The following is a 17011-nucleotide window of genomic DNA, read 5'->3' as shown; positions in this document are numbered from 1 at the left end:
TGTCAATTAGAAAATTAATTATCTAATTGGCACATTATCTCATTATCTAATTAATTTTTCTTAACTGCCGAACAACCTGCCATTGTTGTAATTTTAATGGCTTCTGTTGCTGGTAAGCTTTCGTTTCTGTTTACTGTTTCTTGCACCACATTTCTGGTGATTTCTTCAAAAACTTTTTCTATTGGAGAAGCTGTCTGCAATGCTGCTGGACGACCATAATCTCCTGCTTCACGAATAGACTGTACAATTGGCACTTCTCCTAAAAACGGAACGTCTAAATCTTGAGCAAGGTTTTTAGCACCTTCTTGTCCAAAGATATAGTATTTATTTTCTGGCAATTCTTCTGGTGTAAAGTACGCCATATTTTCGATAATTCCCAAAACAGGAACATTGATATTATCCTGCATAAACATTGCAACTCCTTTTTTAGCATCTGCAAGAGCAACTGCTTGTGGAGTACTTACTACAACAGCACCTGTTATTGGAAGTGACTGCATGATAGATAAGTGAATATCTCCAGTTCCAGGAGGTAAATCAAGTAACATAAAATCTAATTCTCCCCAATCTGCATCAAAAATCATTTGATTTAAAGCTTTTGCAGCCATTGGACCTCTCCAGATTACGGCTTGACTTGGAGCTGTAAAAAATCCGATTGAAAGCATTTTGATTTCATAACTTTCAATAGGTTTCATTTTCGATTTTCCGTCAACAGTAATAGAAACTGGTTTTTCGTTTTCAACGTCAAACATAATTGGCATTGAAGGACCGTAAATATCAGCATCTAAAACACCAACTTTAAAGCCCATTTTTGCAAGTGTTACCGCTAAATTTGCTGTAACAGTAGATTTTCCTACTCCTCCTTTTCCAGAAGCAACTGCAATAATATTTTTGATTCCAGGAATTGCGCGACCTTTAATTTCAGGTTTCTCTGGAGATTCTACTTTAATGTTTACTTTTACTTTTGCGTCTGGCGATATTAATTCGTGAATTGTTTTTTTAATATCATCTTCAGCTCTTTTTTTAATGTGCATCGCAGGTGTGTGCAATACAAGGTCTACTACAGCTTCATCTCCAAATGTAATAACATTGGTTACAGCGCCGCTTTCAACCATATTTTTTCCTTCTCCAGCAATAGTAATTGATTCTAAAGCTTTAAGAATTTCTTTTCTATCTAATTTCATTGTAATGGGCTATTTTTCTATTCGCAGAATCCTGTTTTTAAAGATTATACTTATTTAAACCGAATTCAGGGTGCAAAGATAACAGATTAAGTTCGGAATTAAGCGATTTTAAATTGTAATTATTGATAGAGAGATTATTCAAAATTATGTAACATCGTTTTTAAAGTACTTTTTGAGGTTCAATTGATTATAACATGAAACGGTTTTCTCTTAAATGCATTTAATATTTTAAAAATGAAGCATTATGTTTTTGTCAAAATTTTCTGTTTTTTACCGCTAAAATCTCACAAATCTTGTGTATATTTGATTGCCCAAATCGATGATTTCCAGATGAAAAAAGAATACGAAAACTTGTTTTTCTAGAAGTGTTTTTTGGGTTTTCGATATTTTTTTTGAAGTTATTTTCTTCCACTTAAACTTTAGAAATATGCGAAATTTTACTTTTTCTACCATCATTATTGCAATTAGCTTTTTAGGTTTTTCATTTAACTCATTTCCTGAGAAAAGTAAAATGAAAGAAACTGCTAAAAATGCTTTTGTTATTACAATAGACGCAACGTCTATAAATGCGTTTTTTAAAAAATATCCTAAACTAAAAAAGTATCAGAAAGAGGTTGAAGATGTTTACAAAGCAAAACAATACAAATCTATTTGGTATGATAATGATAAGATAACCGAATTTGGGGCATTATTATACCAGAAAGTAAATGTGCTGAAAGATCAGGGAATAGACAGTAAAATGCCTTATAAAGAAATAATCGATCAAGCCTTTAACGAAAGCGATAATATTGATCCGCCGCAAGTTGACACAGAATTATTGCTGACAAGTATGTATATTTTTTATGCGAGTAATGTTTATTCTGGTGTAGATCCTGCAACTTTAAAGAAAATTGGCTGGTATTTGCCTGCTAAAAGTATTTCGTATTCTAAAATTCTAGATTCTCTAATTGTCGATACAAACCGATTGAATGAAGATGACAATCTTTTATTTAGCCAATATTACAAATTGAAAGATGCCTTAAAAAAATACCGTAAAATCGAAAAGGATAATCTTTGGCAAAAAATTACAATAGACAGCGCAACCTTTAAAGAATTAAGACCTGATGATACAGCCGTGGCGATTAAGCAAATTAGAAACCGTTTGTATGTTACGGGAGATTTGAAACAGGATTCTAAAAGCAATGTTTATGATGAAGAACTGATGGCTGGAATTTTAAATTATAAAAAAAGATATAATCTAAAATTGAATTATGTTATAACGAGAGATCATATCAATCAGTTTAATGAGCCAATTAGCAAAAGAATTAAAACCATAATGCTCAATATGGAAAGATGCAGATGGATTCCGACCAATTTGTCTAAAGCAAGTGAATATGTAATGGTGAATATTCCGTCGTTTAGAATGTTTTATGTGAAAGATGGGCAATACGCACTCGTTTCGGATATTTTTGTCGGCAATAGGCTGAGTGAAACAGTAATATTTAGCGGTATGATGGATCGAATCGTTTTTAGTCCGTATTGGTATGTGCCGAACAGTATTATTCAAAATGAATTAAAACTACAGATGGCAAGAGATAAAAACTATCTGGCAGAAAATAATATGGAGTGGAATGGAGGCCGCGTGAGACAAAAACCTGGCCCTAAAAATTCATTAGGATTGGTGAAATTTATGTTTCCAAATCCAAATGATATTTACATGCATGACACGCCAGCGAAGAGTTTATTCGAATTTGAAAAACGTACTTTTAGTCATGGCTGTATAAATGTAAAAGAAGCAAAAAATCTTGCACTAGCGATTTTAAAAGACGATCCAGATTGGCCAGCAGATAAAATTGACAAAGCAATGAGCGGCGAAAAGGAAACAACTTGTATGCTAAAAAATAAAATTCCAGTTTACATCGGTTATTTTACGGCTTGGGTTCAGGATAATGGTGAAGTTAATTTTTTTCCAGACGTTTACGATAGAGATGAAAGCTTAGATAAACTTCTTTATTCTGATGCTGTAACAATGAACTAAAAATAAAAGCCCGGCGGATTGAACTGAAATCTGTCGGGCTTCTTAAAAAAAATGGTCTACAAGCTTATTCGTATTTTAAATATTTTAAAACGTCTATTTTAGTTACTTGATATGCCTTTGTTAGTACAATTATTAATGTTAGAATTACCAACGAAATAAGTGCAACTGTAAACGGCACAACAGAAATATTAATTCTGAAAGCAAAATCCTCAAGCCATTTTTGCAATAAAATGTAAGCAGGTAGTATTCCGATTGCGAATCCCATAAAACAAAAAATGATATATTGTTTTGATAATTCTTTTAGCAAAATATCTGTTTCTGCACCCAGCGTTTTTCTAATTGCAATTTCTTTCAGTCTTCTTTCCATCGAAAATGATGCCAAAGCTAACAATCCGAACACAGCAATTATAATTACGACCAAATTTAAGATAAAAAACAGGTTTTTTTGCTTGATTTGTTCTTGATAAGTTCTAGCAAATCCTTTGTTAACAAATTCGTAATCAAAAGGATAGTCTGGATTTACGTTTTTCTCCCAATAAGATTTCAATTTTTCTAACGTTTCTGTTAAATTATTTGGAGAAACTTTTACAAGAATGTTGTTGAAATTATTCCATTTTAAGGTTTTGATGTTTACAAAAACCATTGGTGGAACTTTATTTTGAAGTCCTGTAATATGGAAATCTTTCACAACACCCACAATTTTAAACTTCAAATTATTGCCATCTCCAATACTCCAGCCTGAAGTTACAATCGTATTTATTGGTTTTTTCAAATTCAGCGTTTTAGCTAGCGTTTCATTAATAAGCATACTGCTTACGGTATCTGATGCAAACTCAGGTGATAAATCTCGCCCTTCGACGATTTTTATTTTCATCATTTTAAGGAAACCAAAATCGATTTCAGCATTTCTTGGTTGTACAAAAATACCATTGTGTGTAAATCCAGAACTTGAGTTGGTGCTGCCTCCAAAACTTCCTGCAAACGTAGTAACATCTACAACTCCAGATATTTTTTGGATTTCAGATTTATCAACGCCATATTGCTGTACTCGTTTTTGTCTGTCTGGTTTGTTGTACGGAATTGAAATTACCTGATCGCCAGTGAATCCAAGATCTTTATTCATCATATAATTCACCTGAGAGTTTACAATCAACGCGCCAATGATAAAAAATGCTGCAATTCCGAATTGAAAAATAAGCATCGAATTTCGAATCCAAATACCGCTTTTACTTCTAGAGAAATTACCTTTTAGAACTTTCAACGTCTCAAAATTTGAGATATAAATGGCAGGGAAAATACCCGCAAGAATGATTACTAATCCAAATATTAAAATGAGCTGCAGGTAAAATTCACTGCCATTCATAGTCAAATTTTTCTTTAAAAAGGTATTGTAATACGGTAAAGAAAGCTCTACAATTGCCAAAGAAAACAAAATAGCCAGTGTCACAATTATTGCTGTTTCAAAAATAAACTGTGCTATAATTTGATTCTTTGAAGCTCCAACAATTTTGCGAACTCCAACTTCTTTTGCTCGTTTTATTGCCGAAGCAGTAGCTAAATTGATGTAATTAACCAATGATAAAACAAGAATTAAGACAGACAAACCGCCCATGATGTAAAGCAACTTTAAATTTCCTACACCTTCTGGAAAATTTTGCCCTGCTGAACTTTTTGTTCCGTGCAAACGAGACATTTGCAATTGGTCAAGAATAACGGTGATTTCTCCATTTTCTTTTACATACTGTTCTACGGTCTGTCCGCTTTCTTTAGCATCTTTCAAAGTTCGATTAACAAAATTTACATTTTGCATTTTCTTTAAAACTGCAACTGGATCAGCCCCTTTTTTTATTTTAACAAGCAAACCATAATTAAAGTTTCCCCAACTATTTTCATCGCCTTCACGTTTTACACCGCTAAAAACATAATTAGGTTCCATAGATGACGGTTTAATAATACGATAAACCGATTTTACCGTATAAGCTACCGTGTTGTAGATTATGGCTTTTCCAATCGGATCTTCATCTTTAAAAATTAATTTTGCTTGTTCTTCAGAAATTGCAACGCTGTTTTTCTCTTTTAGAATATTGGTTTTTGCTCCTTGTACAATTTCAAAAGGGAAAAAATCGAAGAAACTTTCATCACTTACAGTGATTTTTTTAGCCATCAATTTTTGACTCTGATATTTGATCATTTCGTCGTCGTACCAAGTATTGAAAAAACAGATTTTTTCGATTTCGGGTATTGATGCTTTACAAGTTTCTCCAAACGGAATAGAATTAGAACCCCAAGTATCTCCAGTAGCGCCAATTTTATTCAATACCATATAAGCACTTTCCTTATTTGGGTTCCATTGATCATAAGAATGCTCATTATTCCAATAAAGAATGGCAAAAATAACACTCGCAATCCCGATGCTTAATCCTAAAACATTTAAAAACGAAAACAATTTGCTTTGTCTTAAATGATAAATAAATATTTTAAACCAGTTAAAAATCATGGTGTTTGTTTTTAGTTAAATGAGTTTCAAATCGTAAAGATTTCTTTAAAGCATTGTAAAAATTTTGCACACAAATTCTACCAGAACTACAAGTGCAGTAACAATAATTTTGATCATGATTTTTTTTATTTAGCGTCCATAAAAACATCTACATTTCTCTGATTTAATTTCTCAGAAAATATAACTCCGTCTTTCATATGAATGGTTCTTTGCGAGAAAGAAGCATCATAATCAGAGTGGGTAACCATCAGGATTGTTGCGCCTTTAGCGTGCAAATCGGTTAAAAGTTCCATTACTTCATTACCGTTTTTACTATCTAAGTTTCCGGTTGGCTCATCGGCTAGAATAATTTTCGGATCATTTACCAAAGCTCTTGCAACGGCAACTCTCTGCTGTTGTCCTCCAGAAAGCTGTTGCGGAAAATGTTTCAAACGATGAGAAATATTTAATTTTTCTGCAATCGCTTCAATTTTCTGTTTTCTTTCAGAAGCTTTTACGTTATTGTAAAGAAGCGGTAATTCAATATTATCGTAAACAGAAAGCTCGTCGATTAGGTTGAAGTTTTGAAAAATAAAACCAATGTTTTCTTTTCTCACTTGCGCTCTTCCTTTTTCTTTAAGTCCGATCATTTCTTGATCTAACAGTTTGTAACTTCCGTCGTTTGCACTGTCTAGAAGTCCGATGATATTCAATAAAGTCGATTTTCCGCAACCAGAAGGTCCCATGATTGTTAAAAAATCTCCTTTTTTTATTTCTAAATTGATACCGCTCAAAGCAGCAGTTTCTATTTCTTCTGTTCTAAAAACTTTGGTTAAATTCTGAATTGTGATCATAATTTTTTAAGGTTTTGAAATGTTATTAAAAACGTTTTTTGATTGATGATTGAAACGATGATTGTGTATTTATTGTTTTTTTGTTTCAAGTTTCAGGTTTCAGGTTGTTCGGTGCGTTAACCTGAAACTTGAAACAAAATTTAATTATCTAGCGAAAGCTCTTCAATATCTTTGTAATCAGAATAAGAAGAAGTTATTACAGATTCGCCTTCTTTTAAACCTTCTAAAACTTCATAATAAGAAGGATTTTCGCGTCCTAATTTTATATTTCTTCTTTCGGCTTTGTTTCCTTTTACTACAAAAATCCATTTTCCTGCCGCTTCTTGATTAAAAGTTCCTCTCGGAATTACAAGTGTTTTGTTTTTCTCTGATAAAATCAATTTTACGCCAAAACTAAGTCCGTCTTGCAATACAATATTTTCTTTTGAAGTGAAAGCCAATTCTACCGTAAAGCGCCCGCTTTTTACTTCTGGAATTACTTTAGTAACGATTACTTCTAGATTTTTTCCTTTAAATTCAACTTGACCTTTTAAACCTTCTCTGATTTTTTCTAAATAAAATTCATCAACTTCAGCAGCCAATTTGTAACCTTTGTTAGAATCAATTTTTCCGATGCTTGCTCCAGCCTGAAAACTTTTTCCTAAAACTGGTTCAAAAGAAGTTAACCTTCCTGTTTCTGGCGCTGTAATTAAGAAGTTCTTTTTGTTGTTTCTAAGGATATCCAAACTTTTTTCCATGGTTTGAATCGAGCGATTAATTTGAGAAATCTGAACTTGATTACTTTGTTTTTCTTTCTGAACACTTTGCAGAATTGTTCTTTTTCTTTCTTCTTGAAAACGAAGACTTTCTTTAAAAGTATTCCAATCATTTTTAGAAATCACGTCTTTCTCGTAAAGTTTTGCGTTCATGTCATATAATCGTTTGGTATCATTATAATCGTGTTCAATTAAAACCAAATCTTTAGTCAAGTTTAATTCTTGATTTCTAATGTTTAATTTCCCTGTATTTAAGTTGTTGATTTGCTCAATAATAGCAGTTTCTTGCGTTAAGTAATTCAATTCTGTATTAGGGTTGTATAAACGAGCTAGTGATTGTCCTTTGGTTACCATTGCGCCATTTTCTACAAAAATTTCTTTTACAGAGCCGCCTTCCGTAACATTTACCAGCATAACATTTAATGGCTCAACTTTTGCCTGAAAAACTACAAAATCTTCAAAAAAGGCTTTTTCAGCTTTTTGAATGACCAATTCATCAGCTTTTACATTTAAAGTTCTTTTTGAATTGAAAGCAAAAGCAACGATAACAACCAAAACTAAAAAAACAGCAATTGCTATTGTGAGATATCTAATTTTTTTATTTTTACGAGGAATTATCTTGTCCATTTTTTTAAATATTTTACTGATAATCAATAGGTAAATACTGTGCCAGTAAATTTATTATTTGTAAAGTGTTGATTTTAAAGAAGCTTTCAAAACCACTATAAAAAAGTAGTGTTCGATAATGAACAGTTGACCGTTCGAAACCGAACAAAAAAAGACCTCATGAGAAAAAAGCAAGCACAAATCTTAGTTGTTGACGATCAGGAAGAAATTCTTTTTTCGGCAAAAATGATTCTCAAAAAGCATTTTGAAACAATTTTCACAACTAGCAGTCCAAAAAAAATCATTTCAATTTTAAGTGAAAACGAAATTAATGTGGTGCTTTTAGATATGAATTATCGAATTGGTTTTGAAGATGGGCGAGAGGGAATTCATTGGCTGAAAGAAATAAAAACACTTTCTCCAAATACAATTGTAATCTTAATGACGGCTTTTGGTAAAATCGAAACGGCAGTTGAAGGCATAAAAATAGGCGCTTTTGATTATGTTTTAAAGCCTTGGCATAATGAGAAACTTCTCGAAATTATTGAAAAAGCAGTTGTAGAAAGCAGAAAAAACAGCAAAAAAGCAGTTGCTGAAGAAGATAAAAACGAAAAAAGATATTTTGTAGGAACTTCAGCCAAAATAAAACAAGCTTATGCAATAGCCGAAAAAGTAGCCAGAACTGATGCAAACGTTTTGATTTTGGGCGAAAATGGAACAGGAAAATATGTCTTTGCCGAATATATTCATAAGCATTCTGAAAGAAAAAATCAGCCTTTTGTACATGTCGATTTGGGTTCTTTGAGCGATAATTTGTTCGAAAGCGAACTTTTTGGTTATGCAAAAGGAGCTTTTACAGATGCTAAAATCGATACTCCAGGACGTTTTGAAAATGCATCAAACGGGACTATTTTTTTAGATGAAATAGGAAATATTCCGCTGCATTTGCAAGCTAAACTTTTGCACGTTTTACAAACCAAAACCGTAACGCGTTTGGGCGAAAGCAAACCTCGTCCGCTAAATGTTCGTGTAATTGCAGCAACAAATAGTGACATTAAAACCGAAGTAAAAAATAAAACCTTTCGAGAAGATTTATTGTATCGAATTAATACAATGGAAATTAATCTTCCCGCTTTACGCGAAAGAAAAGACGATATTGTTCCGATGGCAAATTTTATTTTAGAACAAATCGCAGAAAAATACAATCATGGTCCCGAAGCTTCGGGATGGCGTTTTGATGAAAATGTCGACTCTTATTTAGAAAAATATCCATGGAAAGGAAATGTTCGAGAAATGGAAAACAAAATAGAACGCGCTTTAATTTTAGCCGAAAACAATACAATTTCTGTACTCGATTTAGATATTTTGGATTTTGAAGAAATTCAGGAAAATGATGAAAATCCGTTGTCTGAAATGGAAAAAGGAGCAATTGAAAAAGCATTATTCAAACACAACGGAAATATCAGTAAAACTGCCGAAGAATTGGGTTTATCTCGCGCCGCTTTGTACCGAAGAATTGAAAAATACGATTTAAAGAATTAAAATCAAATGAATAGCGTCCAGCTTTAGCTGGATGTAAATAAGTAGCCGATATTAAAGGCTTTAGCCAAAATCGTTTAGGTTTGGCTAAAGCCCATATTTATGAATAATTTATCTCTCCAGCTAAAGCTGGAGGCAATTCAAATAAAAGAATGAAGAATTGGAAGTTTTATAATGCTTTATTTATAAGGGTTGTGTTTATCATGGCGCTTTTTCTTTGCAGCGCTTTATTGTTTTATAAAGGATTTGAATACAACGCAATTTTGATTGCAGCTTTTGTCTTGATCTTTCTTTTCGAAATGTACTTTTTCGTCAAAAACCAATTGTCTTTTTATGATAAAACCATAAACGCTATTTTGCATAGCGATTTTTCTACGCATTTTCCTGAAGAGCATAAAAGAGGCAATTTTAATAGCTTATATCAATTGTACGATGCTTTAAAAGTGCAAAAACAAGAACAGACTTCTAAAGAACTAATTTATCGTTCGATACTCAACAGTATTGATACTGCGGCTCTTATTTTAGAAAAAGAAAATGATAATTGGTCTATTTTTATAATGAATGACTGTTTTTCTAATCTCTTTAAAGTGCCAAAAGTAACACATTGGAAATACCTTAAAAATTATCTTCCTTCACTTTGCAATGAAATTGAAAATGTTGGTTTTGCTGAGGTTAAAACGGCCATTTCAATAAAAATTGAAGATCAGGATTTGCAGACATTTATGCTTCAAACTTCGCATACGCAAACGTACAATAAAGAATATTTTATCATTTTATTAGATAGTATTCAGCGTGTTATTGAGAAAAAAGAAAAAGAGGCTTGGATCAATTTGATGAAGATTATTTCGCATGAATTAATGAATTCTTTAACGCCGATTCGTGCGCTTTCTCAGAATTTGCTTCATATTGTAGATCAAGAGGAATTGGAAGAAGATGATTTTGAAGATATTAAAAGCAGTATTTCGACTATTATAAATCGAAGCGATCATTTGCAGTTTTTCGTTGAAAATTATCGAAAACTGGCAATGTTGCCGACTCCAAACAAACAAATGACGCCAATTAATGCATTGTTTGAAGATTGTTTGCGAATTATGAGTCCGATTTTGAAAGATGAAGGAATCAAATTGATTAACGAAATTCACAGTTCACGTTCGATTTCAATTGATAAAAATCAGATGGAACAAGTGATTATTAATTTGATAACCAATAGCATTCATGCTTTAAAAGAAAAAGAAGAAAAGAAATTAATCATTTCAAGTTATACCGAAAACAATCGCTTTTTTATTACGATTTCAGATAACGGAAAAGGTGTAGATGCCGAGATTCGAGATAAAGTTTTCTTACCTTTTTTCACCACTAGAAAAGATGGAGCAGGAATCGGATTAACGCTTTCTAAAAATATTATCGAAGCGCACGGAGGTTATTTAAGTTACCAAACCGATGAAGATCAAACGAGTTTTGTGATTTGTTTGATTTAAAAAGGTTTTACCATATAAGTTATATAAGTTCATATCAAGCATTGCGCATAAATCTCTCGCAAAGACGCAAAGGAAAATAAATAAACTTTGCGACTTCGCGTCTTTGCGAGATTAAATTGTAAAGTAAATTATTAGAATACTTAAAATGAACTTATATAACTTATATGGTGAAAAAACTAAAATTGAACTTCAGGTTTCCAAAAGTGTTTTTCTAAATCTACAATCTGATTATTCACGACTTTAATGCCTTCGTTTTCTAAAAGTTGCTGCATTAAATTCGTTCCGTCAAAATGATGTTTTCCTGTCAAAAGTCCTTTTTGGTTAACGACTCTGTGCGCCGGAACATCATCCATATTATGGCATGCATTCATGGCCCAGCCAACCATTCGCGCAGAACGGGCAGTACCTAAGGTTTTTGCAATTGCGCCATAAGAAGTTACTTTTCCGTATGGAATTTGTCTGGCAACCGCATAAACTCTTTCGAAAAAATTTTCCTCAGCCATAAATTGTTTTTTTTTGTCTCACGCAGATTGGGCATAATTTAGCAGATTAAAATTAAATCAAAAAACCTTTTAGATCTGCGCAAATCTGCAATCTCGATAGCTATCGGGAGCGTGAAAAATTTCATCAAAAAGTAAAAAAACGCTTTAATCCTATTAATCTGTGGCTATATAAATTAACCGAAATAGTAATTCAGGATATTAAAAAGCGTTGCAAGTGCGATTAATCCTGTAATGCTTCCAATAATAGTATTCATGTTTCGCATTAAGTAATCTGTTTTCTTTTCGATTCGTCCAAAAAAGGCAATGTAACTATACAAAGCGGCAAACGAGCCCAAAACAGATCCTAATACAAAAGTGAAGATGATATTGTTTTCGAATACAAAAAGATGATACGACGCCAAAGTAACGCTCACTACAACGTAATACGGAATTGGAAAGAAATTTAATCCTGAAAGCAGCATTCCAAGAAAAAAACGGCTTTTTTTACTGCTTTTTTTAATCTTCGATTTTTTCTTGGTTTTGGGTTCTTTTGCAATAAATAAAAAGTAAATCGTTAAAAGCGAAAAGATTCCAAAACCAACTTCACGCAATAAAGTAATAACATCTGGGCGATTATCGATTACGCGAGCAAAAAGAACCGCAACATAAACTTGAAAAAAAATAACAAGAACAGCTCCAACAGCAAACCACATAGCATTCTTTTTTCCTTCTTTCAGATTTATTTTGGCTGCCGTCATGTTGATTAATCCTGGTGGAATAATCCCAATTGCAGCGGCTATAAATCCAGAAATAAAAGGAGTAAATAAGGCCATTAAGTTGATTTGTAAGTTGTAAATTCAGTTTTTAAATTAAGATTAATCTTTAATTTTGAAACGAATATACGTAATTGCCTTGTTAATTTCTAAATATTGTTTCTCATAAAATGTCTGAATCGAAGTTACAACTTCTGGACTTCCTTCATTTTTGTACACATTATGATTCGCGTATAAAACTTCGTGTCCTTCTCCGTGAAGCAAACCTAAAGTATAACCGTGCATAAATTCGCTATCGGTTTTAAGATTTACAACACCGTCTTTTTTCAGGATTTTTTTGTATAATTTCAAAAATTCAGAATTGGTCATTCTGTGTTTTGTTCTCTTGTATTTGATCTGCGGATCTGGAAAAGTAATCCAGATTTCGTCTACTTCGCCTTCAGCAAAAATATGATTGATCAATTCGATTTGAGTACGAACGAAAGCCACATTATGAAGACCGTCTTCAACGGCAGTTTTAGCACCACGCCAGAAACGCGCGCCTTTAATATCGATTCCGATAAAATTTTTGTCTGGGTATTTTTCAGCTAATCCAACAGAATATTCTCCTTTTCCACATCCTAATTCTAAAACTAATGGATTGTCATTTTTAAAGAAATCAGAATTCCATTTTCCTTTTAAAGGCATTAAATCGCCTACAACTTCTTCTCTGGTTGGTTGAAAAACGTTTTGAAATGTTTCGTTTTCTCTGAATCTTTTTAGTTTATTTTTACTTCCCACTTTTACAAAAATTTTCCGCAAAATTAAGGAATATAAACGAATGAAATAGAGTAAGTGGATTTAAATGTTTTTTTGCCACAGATTTCACAGATTAAAAGGATTTTTTTTTAAATATTTTCGCCACGAATTACACGAATTTTCACGAATCAGTTTAACTGCAATACAGAAAAAAAATTAGTGAAAATTCGTGTAATTCGTGGCAAAAAAAAATATTTTTTTAACCGTAATGAGGTTCCGTAATTGGTTGTGCTTTCGGATCAAGAGATTCATCGTGTTGCGATAAATCCAATCCGATGTGTTCTGATTCTTCAGAAACTCTCAAAGGAATAATAAAGTTCGTTACTTTGAATAAGAAATAAGCTCCGAAGAAAGTAAATACAGAAACCAATACTAAAGCCATCATATGGTGTCCAAAAACATTCCATCCGCCGTGAAGTAAACTTGCGTCTTCTCCATGAGCAAAAATAGCTGTTAAAATCATTCCCATAATTCCTCCAACTCCGTGGCAAGCAAAAACGTCAAGCGTATCATCAAATCTTTTTGAGTATTTGCAATTTACAGCTGTATTAGAAACTAATGCGGTTACAAATCCGAAAAACATACTTTCTGGCACCGAAACAAATCCTGCAGCTGGCGTAATAGCAACTAAACCTACAACGGCTCCAATGCAAGCACCAAGGGCAGACACTTTTCTGCCGTTCATTCTATCAAAGAAAATCCAAGTTAACATTGCGGCAGCCGATGAAGTAGTGGTTGTTGCAAAAGCCATAGCAGCAGTTCCGTTGGCAGCGAGAGCAGATCCAGCGTTAAATCCGAACCATCCGAACCAAAGCATTCCAGTTCCTAATAATACAAAAGGAATATTGGTTGGAATATGCTGGCTGTTTTTTCTTTTTCCTAAAACAATAACTCCAGCCAAAGCAGCAAAACCAGAACTCATGTGAACTACAGTTCCTCCTGCAAAATCTTTTACGCCAAAATAACTTCCTAAAACTCCAGTTGGATACCAAACGGCGTGACACAAAGGAGCATATATAAAGATGGTGAATAAACTAATGAAAACTAAATATGAGATAAAACGAACACGTTCTGCAAATGAACCCGTAATAATTGCAGGACAAATGATGGCAAATTTCATTTGAAATAAAGCAAAAAGCATAAACGGAATCGTGTTTGCTAATTGTTTATGAGGAAGAACGCCCACATAATCCATAAAAGCAAAAGTAGTTGGGTTTCCGAAAAAGCTGTAAAAATGCTCTCCAGAACCAAAACCAACCGGTTCTCCAAAAGCCAAACTAAATGCTACCACAACCCACAAAAGCGTTACTACACCTAAGCAAATAAAACTTTGAAGCATAGTAGAAATTACATTCTTTTTTCCAACCATCCCGCCGTAAAAGAATGATAATCCAGGTGTCATAATTAAAACCAGACAGCTTGAAGTTAGCATCCAAGCAACATCGGCAGGAACAATATGATCTGTGGTTCCGAATTCTGATAAAACATAACTATTTTCTGTTACTGTTGGCCAAAATGCACCAATTGTGCAAACGACACTGATCATAATAAAGGAAATAATCCAGCGTTTTTCTATTTTCATTTTGAAATACTTTGTTTAACCCTATTTTTTTTGGGGGCAAAGTTAAAAAAAAATAAAGATTCTTGTTTTGAAGGCTGTTAAAATAGAGGTTGTGCTTTTATTTTGATTGATTTTATAAAATACAGATCGTTTTTTTGATAGTATCTTATTTTAAAGTTACAAAAAAGCACCGTTTTTGCCGAATTAATTAAAATTATTTTCTTAATTCGGCTTATAAGGTGCTAGAAAAGTTATGTTTATAAAAAGAAATATCTAAAATGTTTTATTTCTTTTGAAGCTTAGCGATTAATGCGTCTTCGATTGGTGCTTTTATTTTAGTTACAGCATCAACTTCATCGTTCGGAATTGTCATTGACAAAACGTAATGCTGAATTTTCCATTCGTTACCCACTTTTACCAAAACTCCAGAACCGCGACAAATTTTCATCTGAGTATCAAGTAATTCATCAAACCAAGCGATTTTTCCAGATTTATCAAAAAAGATATGACGTTCTAAGGCTTTAAAATTCCATGTCGTTTTTTTGTCAAAATAAGGTTTTGCCCAGATTTGAAATTCTTTTTTTGTCCAGTTTTCTGTTGCGTCTGTTCCAATGTAGATTGCGTCGTCTGCCAAAGCGTTGAAATAAGCATCAAATTTTACTTCGCCGGCGGCTTTATGCCAAGCGTCTAAAGTCTGATTGATTTTGTTTTTGTCGGTTTGTGCATTTGCAAAAGAAGCAACGAACAAAAGAAGTAAGATTGTTTTTTTCATGAGTTATAGTATTTGAGTTTAAAGGTATAAATTTTTTGAGATTTTAAGGTTTCATGCAGATTTTGCAGATTTTAGCAGATTTTAATTAAGAAAATATCTGTTAAGATTTGCCTAAATCTGCGTGAAATAAAGAAATATAGAATTTAAAAATCCTGTCTTTAATTATCATTAACATTCCCTATGTTATTTAATCCCTAAAAAACATTTATATTTGAGAGATTTTAAAATACCGCCCCAATGAATGCAAAAATACTTTTAAGTTCACTAGCCATAACTTCCTTATTAGTCATTTCCTGCAAAAAGGAATTAGAGCCTCAAGAAAGTACAGCAACCTCAGAATTAGTTAGGTTAGGACTTGCAAAAGACTCAACAAAAACGACTGCGCCAGTTGTTCAAAATCCTGCAGCAAATCCAAATACAGTTTTAGGAGATACAAAAGGTCTGAATCCGGCACACGGACAGCCTGGGCACCGTTGCGATATTGCAGTTGGTGCGCCATTAAATTCGGCACCAACACAACAAGGTCAGGCAGTTCAGGTAAATCCAAATCAACAGCAACAAGTTGTGACTACAACAACTGTAGCGCAAGTAAAAACAGCAAAAGGAATGAATCCGCCTCACGGGCAGCCAGGACATCGTTGTGATATTGCGGTAGGAGCGCCATTAAATTCTCCAGTAGCAAAAACTACAACTACAGCACAAAGCGGATCAACTTCGCAGAGTTTTACTGTTACGCCCCCGCCATCAAATGCGGTTCCAGCATTGTTGAGTACAGAAAGTGCTGGACAAGACACAGGAATTGTAGACGGAATGAATCCTGCGCACGGAAAACCAGGTCATAGATGCGATATTGCCGTTGGAGCTCCGTTGCCAAAATCATAAGTTAAAGACAAAGTTATAAAGCAGAAAAGCGACAAAGGTTCCAAGAAAACTTAGAATCTTTGTCGCTTTGTTACTTTGCAACTTATTATATTAATGTGCTTTTATTTTTTCGAAAGTGGTAGTCAACGACTTTTTGGCTTTAGCCAATGCACCGCTAAATGCTTTCTCAAGCGTGTCGGCATGATCTGTAACTGTGATAGCCTGTAATTTTACAGGACGAACCTCAATTACACATTTTTTGTCGTGCAAGCTGAATTTTTCTCCATTCTCATCTCCAAAATGAATTTCTACGCGAGTAATTTTATCCTGAAAACGATCTAAGCTTTTTTCTGTTTCTGCAGCAAAATAACTTTCTAATCTTGCACTTCCTTCAATGTTTTTGTCGGTGTTGATTTGTACTTTCATAACGCATAATATTTAATGATTCATTCTCAAACTTATTTATTTTAAAGGAGAAAGGCAAGTTGGTTAAGGAAATATTATGATAAAATTATGGGAATGTTTTTTTGTGTTGAAAGAAAAATTTTTGAAGAATTAGAAATCTCTAATGATTATTCTTCATCTAACATTTTTTCTGGATAAATTGTATTAAAATAATTTTCGAAAGCTTTGGATAATAATTCTTTATCAATTTTTAATAATTCACTTCTAACATTCCAATTCTTAATATATTCTTCATCATTTTCAGAAATTTGTTCTCCTTCAAGTTTCTTAGTCAAAATGTTGCTAAGTAAAACATTATTACAACTGGAATATTCTGGATAAAATTTTTCAATGAATGACCAATAATTAAATTGATCTTTTTTCTTTTTTAAATATTCCATTCTTTAAACATTG

At 33.0% G+C, this 17011-nt stretch carries 15 protein-coding genes; 4 read left to right on the top strand and 11 right to left on the bottom strand.

The features are described from left to right. Positions 1 to 50: 50 nt before the first annotated feature. On the bottom strand, positions 51 to 1181 hold the full coding sequence (locus P0R33_RS11215) for an Mrp/NBP35 family ATP-binding protein (protein WP_276175520.1): 1131 nt from the start codon (positions 1179 to 1181) through the stop codon (positions 51 to 53). A 427-nt stretch (positions 1182 to 1608) separates the two neighbouring features. Here P0R33_RS11215 and P0R33_RS11210 point away from each other — a divergent pair, with 427 nt between their 5' ends. After that, entirely contained in the window at positions 1609 to 3198 is a 1590-nt protein-coding gene (locus tag P0R33_RS11210) for a L,D-transpeptidase family protein (RefSeq protein ID WP_276175519.1), read from the top strand. Positions 3199 to 3262: 64 nt separating this feature from the next. On the opposite strand, the gene P0R33_RS11205 is transcribed toward P0R33_RS11210, so the two are convergent. The 3 genes from P0R33_RS11205 to P0R33_RS11195 all read right to left on the bottom strand — a co-directional run bounded on the left by P0R33_RS11205 (position 3263) and on the right by P0R33_RS11195 (position 7910). Next, a complete protein-coding gene (locus P0R33_RS11205) occupies positions 3263 to 5695 on the bottom strand; it encodes an ABC transporter permease (protein WP_276175518.1) in 2433 nt (810 codons plus the stop codon). A gap of 125 nt (positions 5696 to 5820) precedes the next feature. Beyond that, positions 5821 to 6528 (bottom strand): ABC transporter ATP-binding protein, encoded by a 708-nt coding sequence (locus P0R33_RS11200; RefSeq protein WP_184158257.1) that lies wholly within the window; start codon positions 6526 to 6528, stop codon positions 5821 to 5823. 140 nt (positions 6529 to 6668) lie between these two features. Beyond that, positions 6669 to 7910, bottom strand: a complete 1242-nt coding sequence (locus tag P0R33_RS11195; RefSeq protein WP_276175517.1) for an HlyD family efflux transporter periplasmic adaptor subunit — start codon at positions 7908 to 7910, stop codon at positions 6669 to 6671. A 159-nt stretch (positions 7911 to 8069) separates the two neighbouring features. Between P0R33_RS11195 and P0R33_RS11190 the strand changes: the two genes are divergently transcribed. After that, positions 8070 to 9431, top strand: coding sequence for a sigma-54 dependent transcriptional regulator (locus P0R33_RS11190; RefSeq protein ID WP_276175516.1), 1362 nt, complete (start codon positions 8070 to 8072; stop codon positions 9429 to 9431). Positions 9432 to 9580: 149 nt separating this feature from the next. Then, positions 9581 to 10906 (top strand): HAMP domain-containing sensor histidine kinase, encoded by a 1326-nt coding sequence (locus P0R33_RS11185; protein ID WP_276175515.1) that lies wholly within the window; start codon positions 9581 to 9583, stop codon positions 10904 to 10906. 176 nt (positions 10907 to 11082) lie between these two features. Here P0R33_RS11185 and P0R33_RS11180 read toward each other — a convergent pair whose 3' ends face one another. The 5 genes from P0R33_RS11180 to P0R33_RS11160 all read right to left on the bottom strand — a co-directional run bounded on the left by P0R33_RS11180 (position 11083) and on the right by P0R33_RS11160 (position 15292). Further along, entirely contained in the window at positions 11083 to 11409 is a 327-nt protein-coding gene (locus tag P0R33_RS11180; RefSeq protein ID WP_276175514.1) for an MGMT family protein, read from the bottom strand. Between the two features lie 173 nt (positions 11410 to 11582). Then, positions 11583 to 12221, bottom strand: a complete 639-nt coding sequence (locus tag P0R33_RS11175; RefSeq protein WP_276175513.1) for a LysE family transporter — start codon at positions 12219 to 12221, stop codon at positions 11583 to 11585. Between the two features lie 42 nt (positions 12222 to 12263). Continuing rightward, a complete protein-coding gene (gene trmB / locus P0R33_RS11170) occupies positions 12264 to 12941 on the bottom strand; it encodes a tRNA (guanosine(46)-N7)-methyltransferase TrmB (protein ID WP_144215838.1) in 678 nt (225 codons plus the stop codon). Positions 12942 to 13158: 217 nt separating this feature from the next. Next, positions 13159 to 14541, bottom strand: a complete 1383-nt coding sequence (locus P0R33_RS11165; RefSeq protein ID WP_276175512.1) for an ammonium transporter — start codon at positions 14539 to 14541, stop codon at positions 13159 to 13161. A 262-nt stretch (positions 14542 to 14803) separates the two neighbouring features. After that, positions 14804 to 15292 (bottom strand): nuclear transport factor 2 family protein, encoded by a 489-nt coding sequence (locus P0R33_RS11160; RefSeq protein WP_276175511.1) that lies wholly within the window; start codon positions 15290 to 15292, stop codon positions 14804 to 14806. Positions 15293 to 15529: 237 nt separating this feature from the next. Between P0R33_RS11160 and P0R33_RS11155 the strand changes: the two genes are divergently transcribed. Beyond that, positions 15530 to 16174 carry a hypothetical protein gene (locus P0R33_RS11155; protein ID WP_276175510.1) on the top strand — a complete coding sequence of 215 codons (645 nt, stop codon included), beginning with the start codon at positions 15530 to 15532 and terminating at the stop codon, positions 16172 to 16174. Between the two features lie 90 nt (positions 16175 to 16264). Here the strand turns inward: P0R33_RS11155 and P0R33_RS11150 are convergent, their stop codons facing one another. Next, a complete protein-coding gene (locus P0R33_RS11150; protein WP_276175509.1) occupies positions 16265 to 16579 on the bottom strand; it encodes an HPF/RaiA family ribosome-associated protein in 315 nt (104 codons plus the stop codon). 146 nt (positions 16580 to 16725) lie between these two features. After that, a complete protein-coding gene (locus P0R33_RS11145; protein ID WP_276175508.1) occupies positions 16726 to 16998 on the bottom strand; it encodes a hypothetical protein in 273 nt (90 codons plus the stop codon). Positions 16999 to 17011 lie beyond the last annotated feature (13 nt).

This window comes from Flavobacterium sp. YJ01, assembly GCF_029320955.1.
Lineage (GTDB): Bacteria > Bacteroidota > Bacteroidia > Flavobacteriales > Flavobacteriaceae > Flavobacterium.
This window is presented reverse-complemented; position numbering and strand designations above follow the sequence as displayed.

Excerpts from the sequence above, each read along its gene's own strand:
- P0R33_RS11215 (WP_276175520.1), bottom strand. The coding sequence starts at position 1,181 with ATGAAATTAGATAGAAAAGAAATTCTTAAAGCTTTAGAATCAATTACT.
- P0R33_RS11210 (WP_276175519.1), top strand. The coding sequence starts at position 1,609 with ATGCGAAATTTTACTTTTTCTACCATCATTATTGCAATTAGCTTTTTA.
- P0R33_RS11205 (WP_276175518.1), bottom strand. The coding sequence starts at position 5,695 with ATGATTTTTAACTGGTTTAAAATATTTATTTATCATTTAAGACAAAGC.
- P0R33_RS11200 (WP_184158257.1), bottom strand. The coding sequence starts at position 6,528 with ATGATCACAATTCAGAATTTAACCAAAGTTTTTAGAACAGAAGAAATA.
- P0R33_RS11195 (WP_276175517.1), bottom strand. The coding sequence starts at position 7,910 with ATGGACAAGATAATTCCTCGTAAAAATAAAAAAATTAGATATCTCACA.
- P0R33_RS11190 (WP_276175516.1), top strand. The coding sequence starts at position 8,070 with ATGAGAAAAAAGCAAGCACAAATCTTAGTTGTTGACGATCAGGAAGAA.
- P0R33_RS11185 (WP_276175515.1), top strand. The coding sequence starts at position 9,581 with ATGAAGAATTGGAAGTTTTATAATGCTTTATTTATAAGGGTTGTGTTT.
- P0R33_RS11180 (WP_276175514.1), bottom strand. The coding sequence starts at position 11,409 with ATGGCTGAGGAAAATTTTTTCGAAAGAGTTTATGCGGTTGCCAGACAA.
- P0R33_RS11175 (WP_276175513.1), bottom strand. The coding sequence starts at position 12,221 with ATGGCCTTATTTACTCCTTTTATTTCTGGATTTATAGCCGCTGCAATT.
- P0R33_RS11165 (WP_276175512.1), bottom strand. The coding sequence starts at position 14,541 with ATGAAAATAGAAAAACGCTGGATTATTTCCTTTATTATGATCAGTGTC.
- P0R33_RS11160 (WP_276175511.1), bottom strand. The coding sequence starts at position 15,292 with ATGAAAAAAACAATCTTACTTCTTTTGTTCGTTGCTTCTTTTGCAAAT.
- P0R33_RS11155 (WP_276175510.1), top strand. The coding sequence starts at position 15,530 with ATGAATGCAAAAATACTTTTAAGTTCACTAGCCATAACTTCCTTATTA.
- P0R33_RS11150 (WP_276175509.1), bottom strand. The coding sequence starts at position 16,579 with ATGAAAGTACAAATCAACACCGACAAAAACATTGAAGGAAGTGCAAGA.
- P0R33_RS11145 (WP_276175508.1), bottom strand. The coding sequence starts at position 16,998 with ATGGAATATTTAAAAAAGAAAAAAGATCAATTTAATTATTGGTCATTC.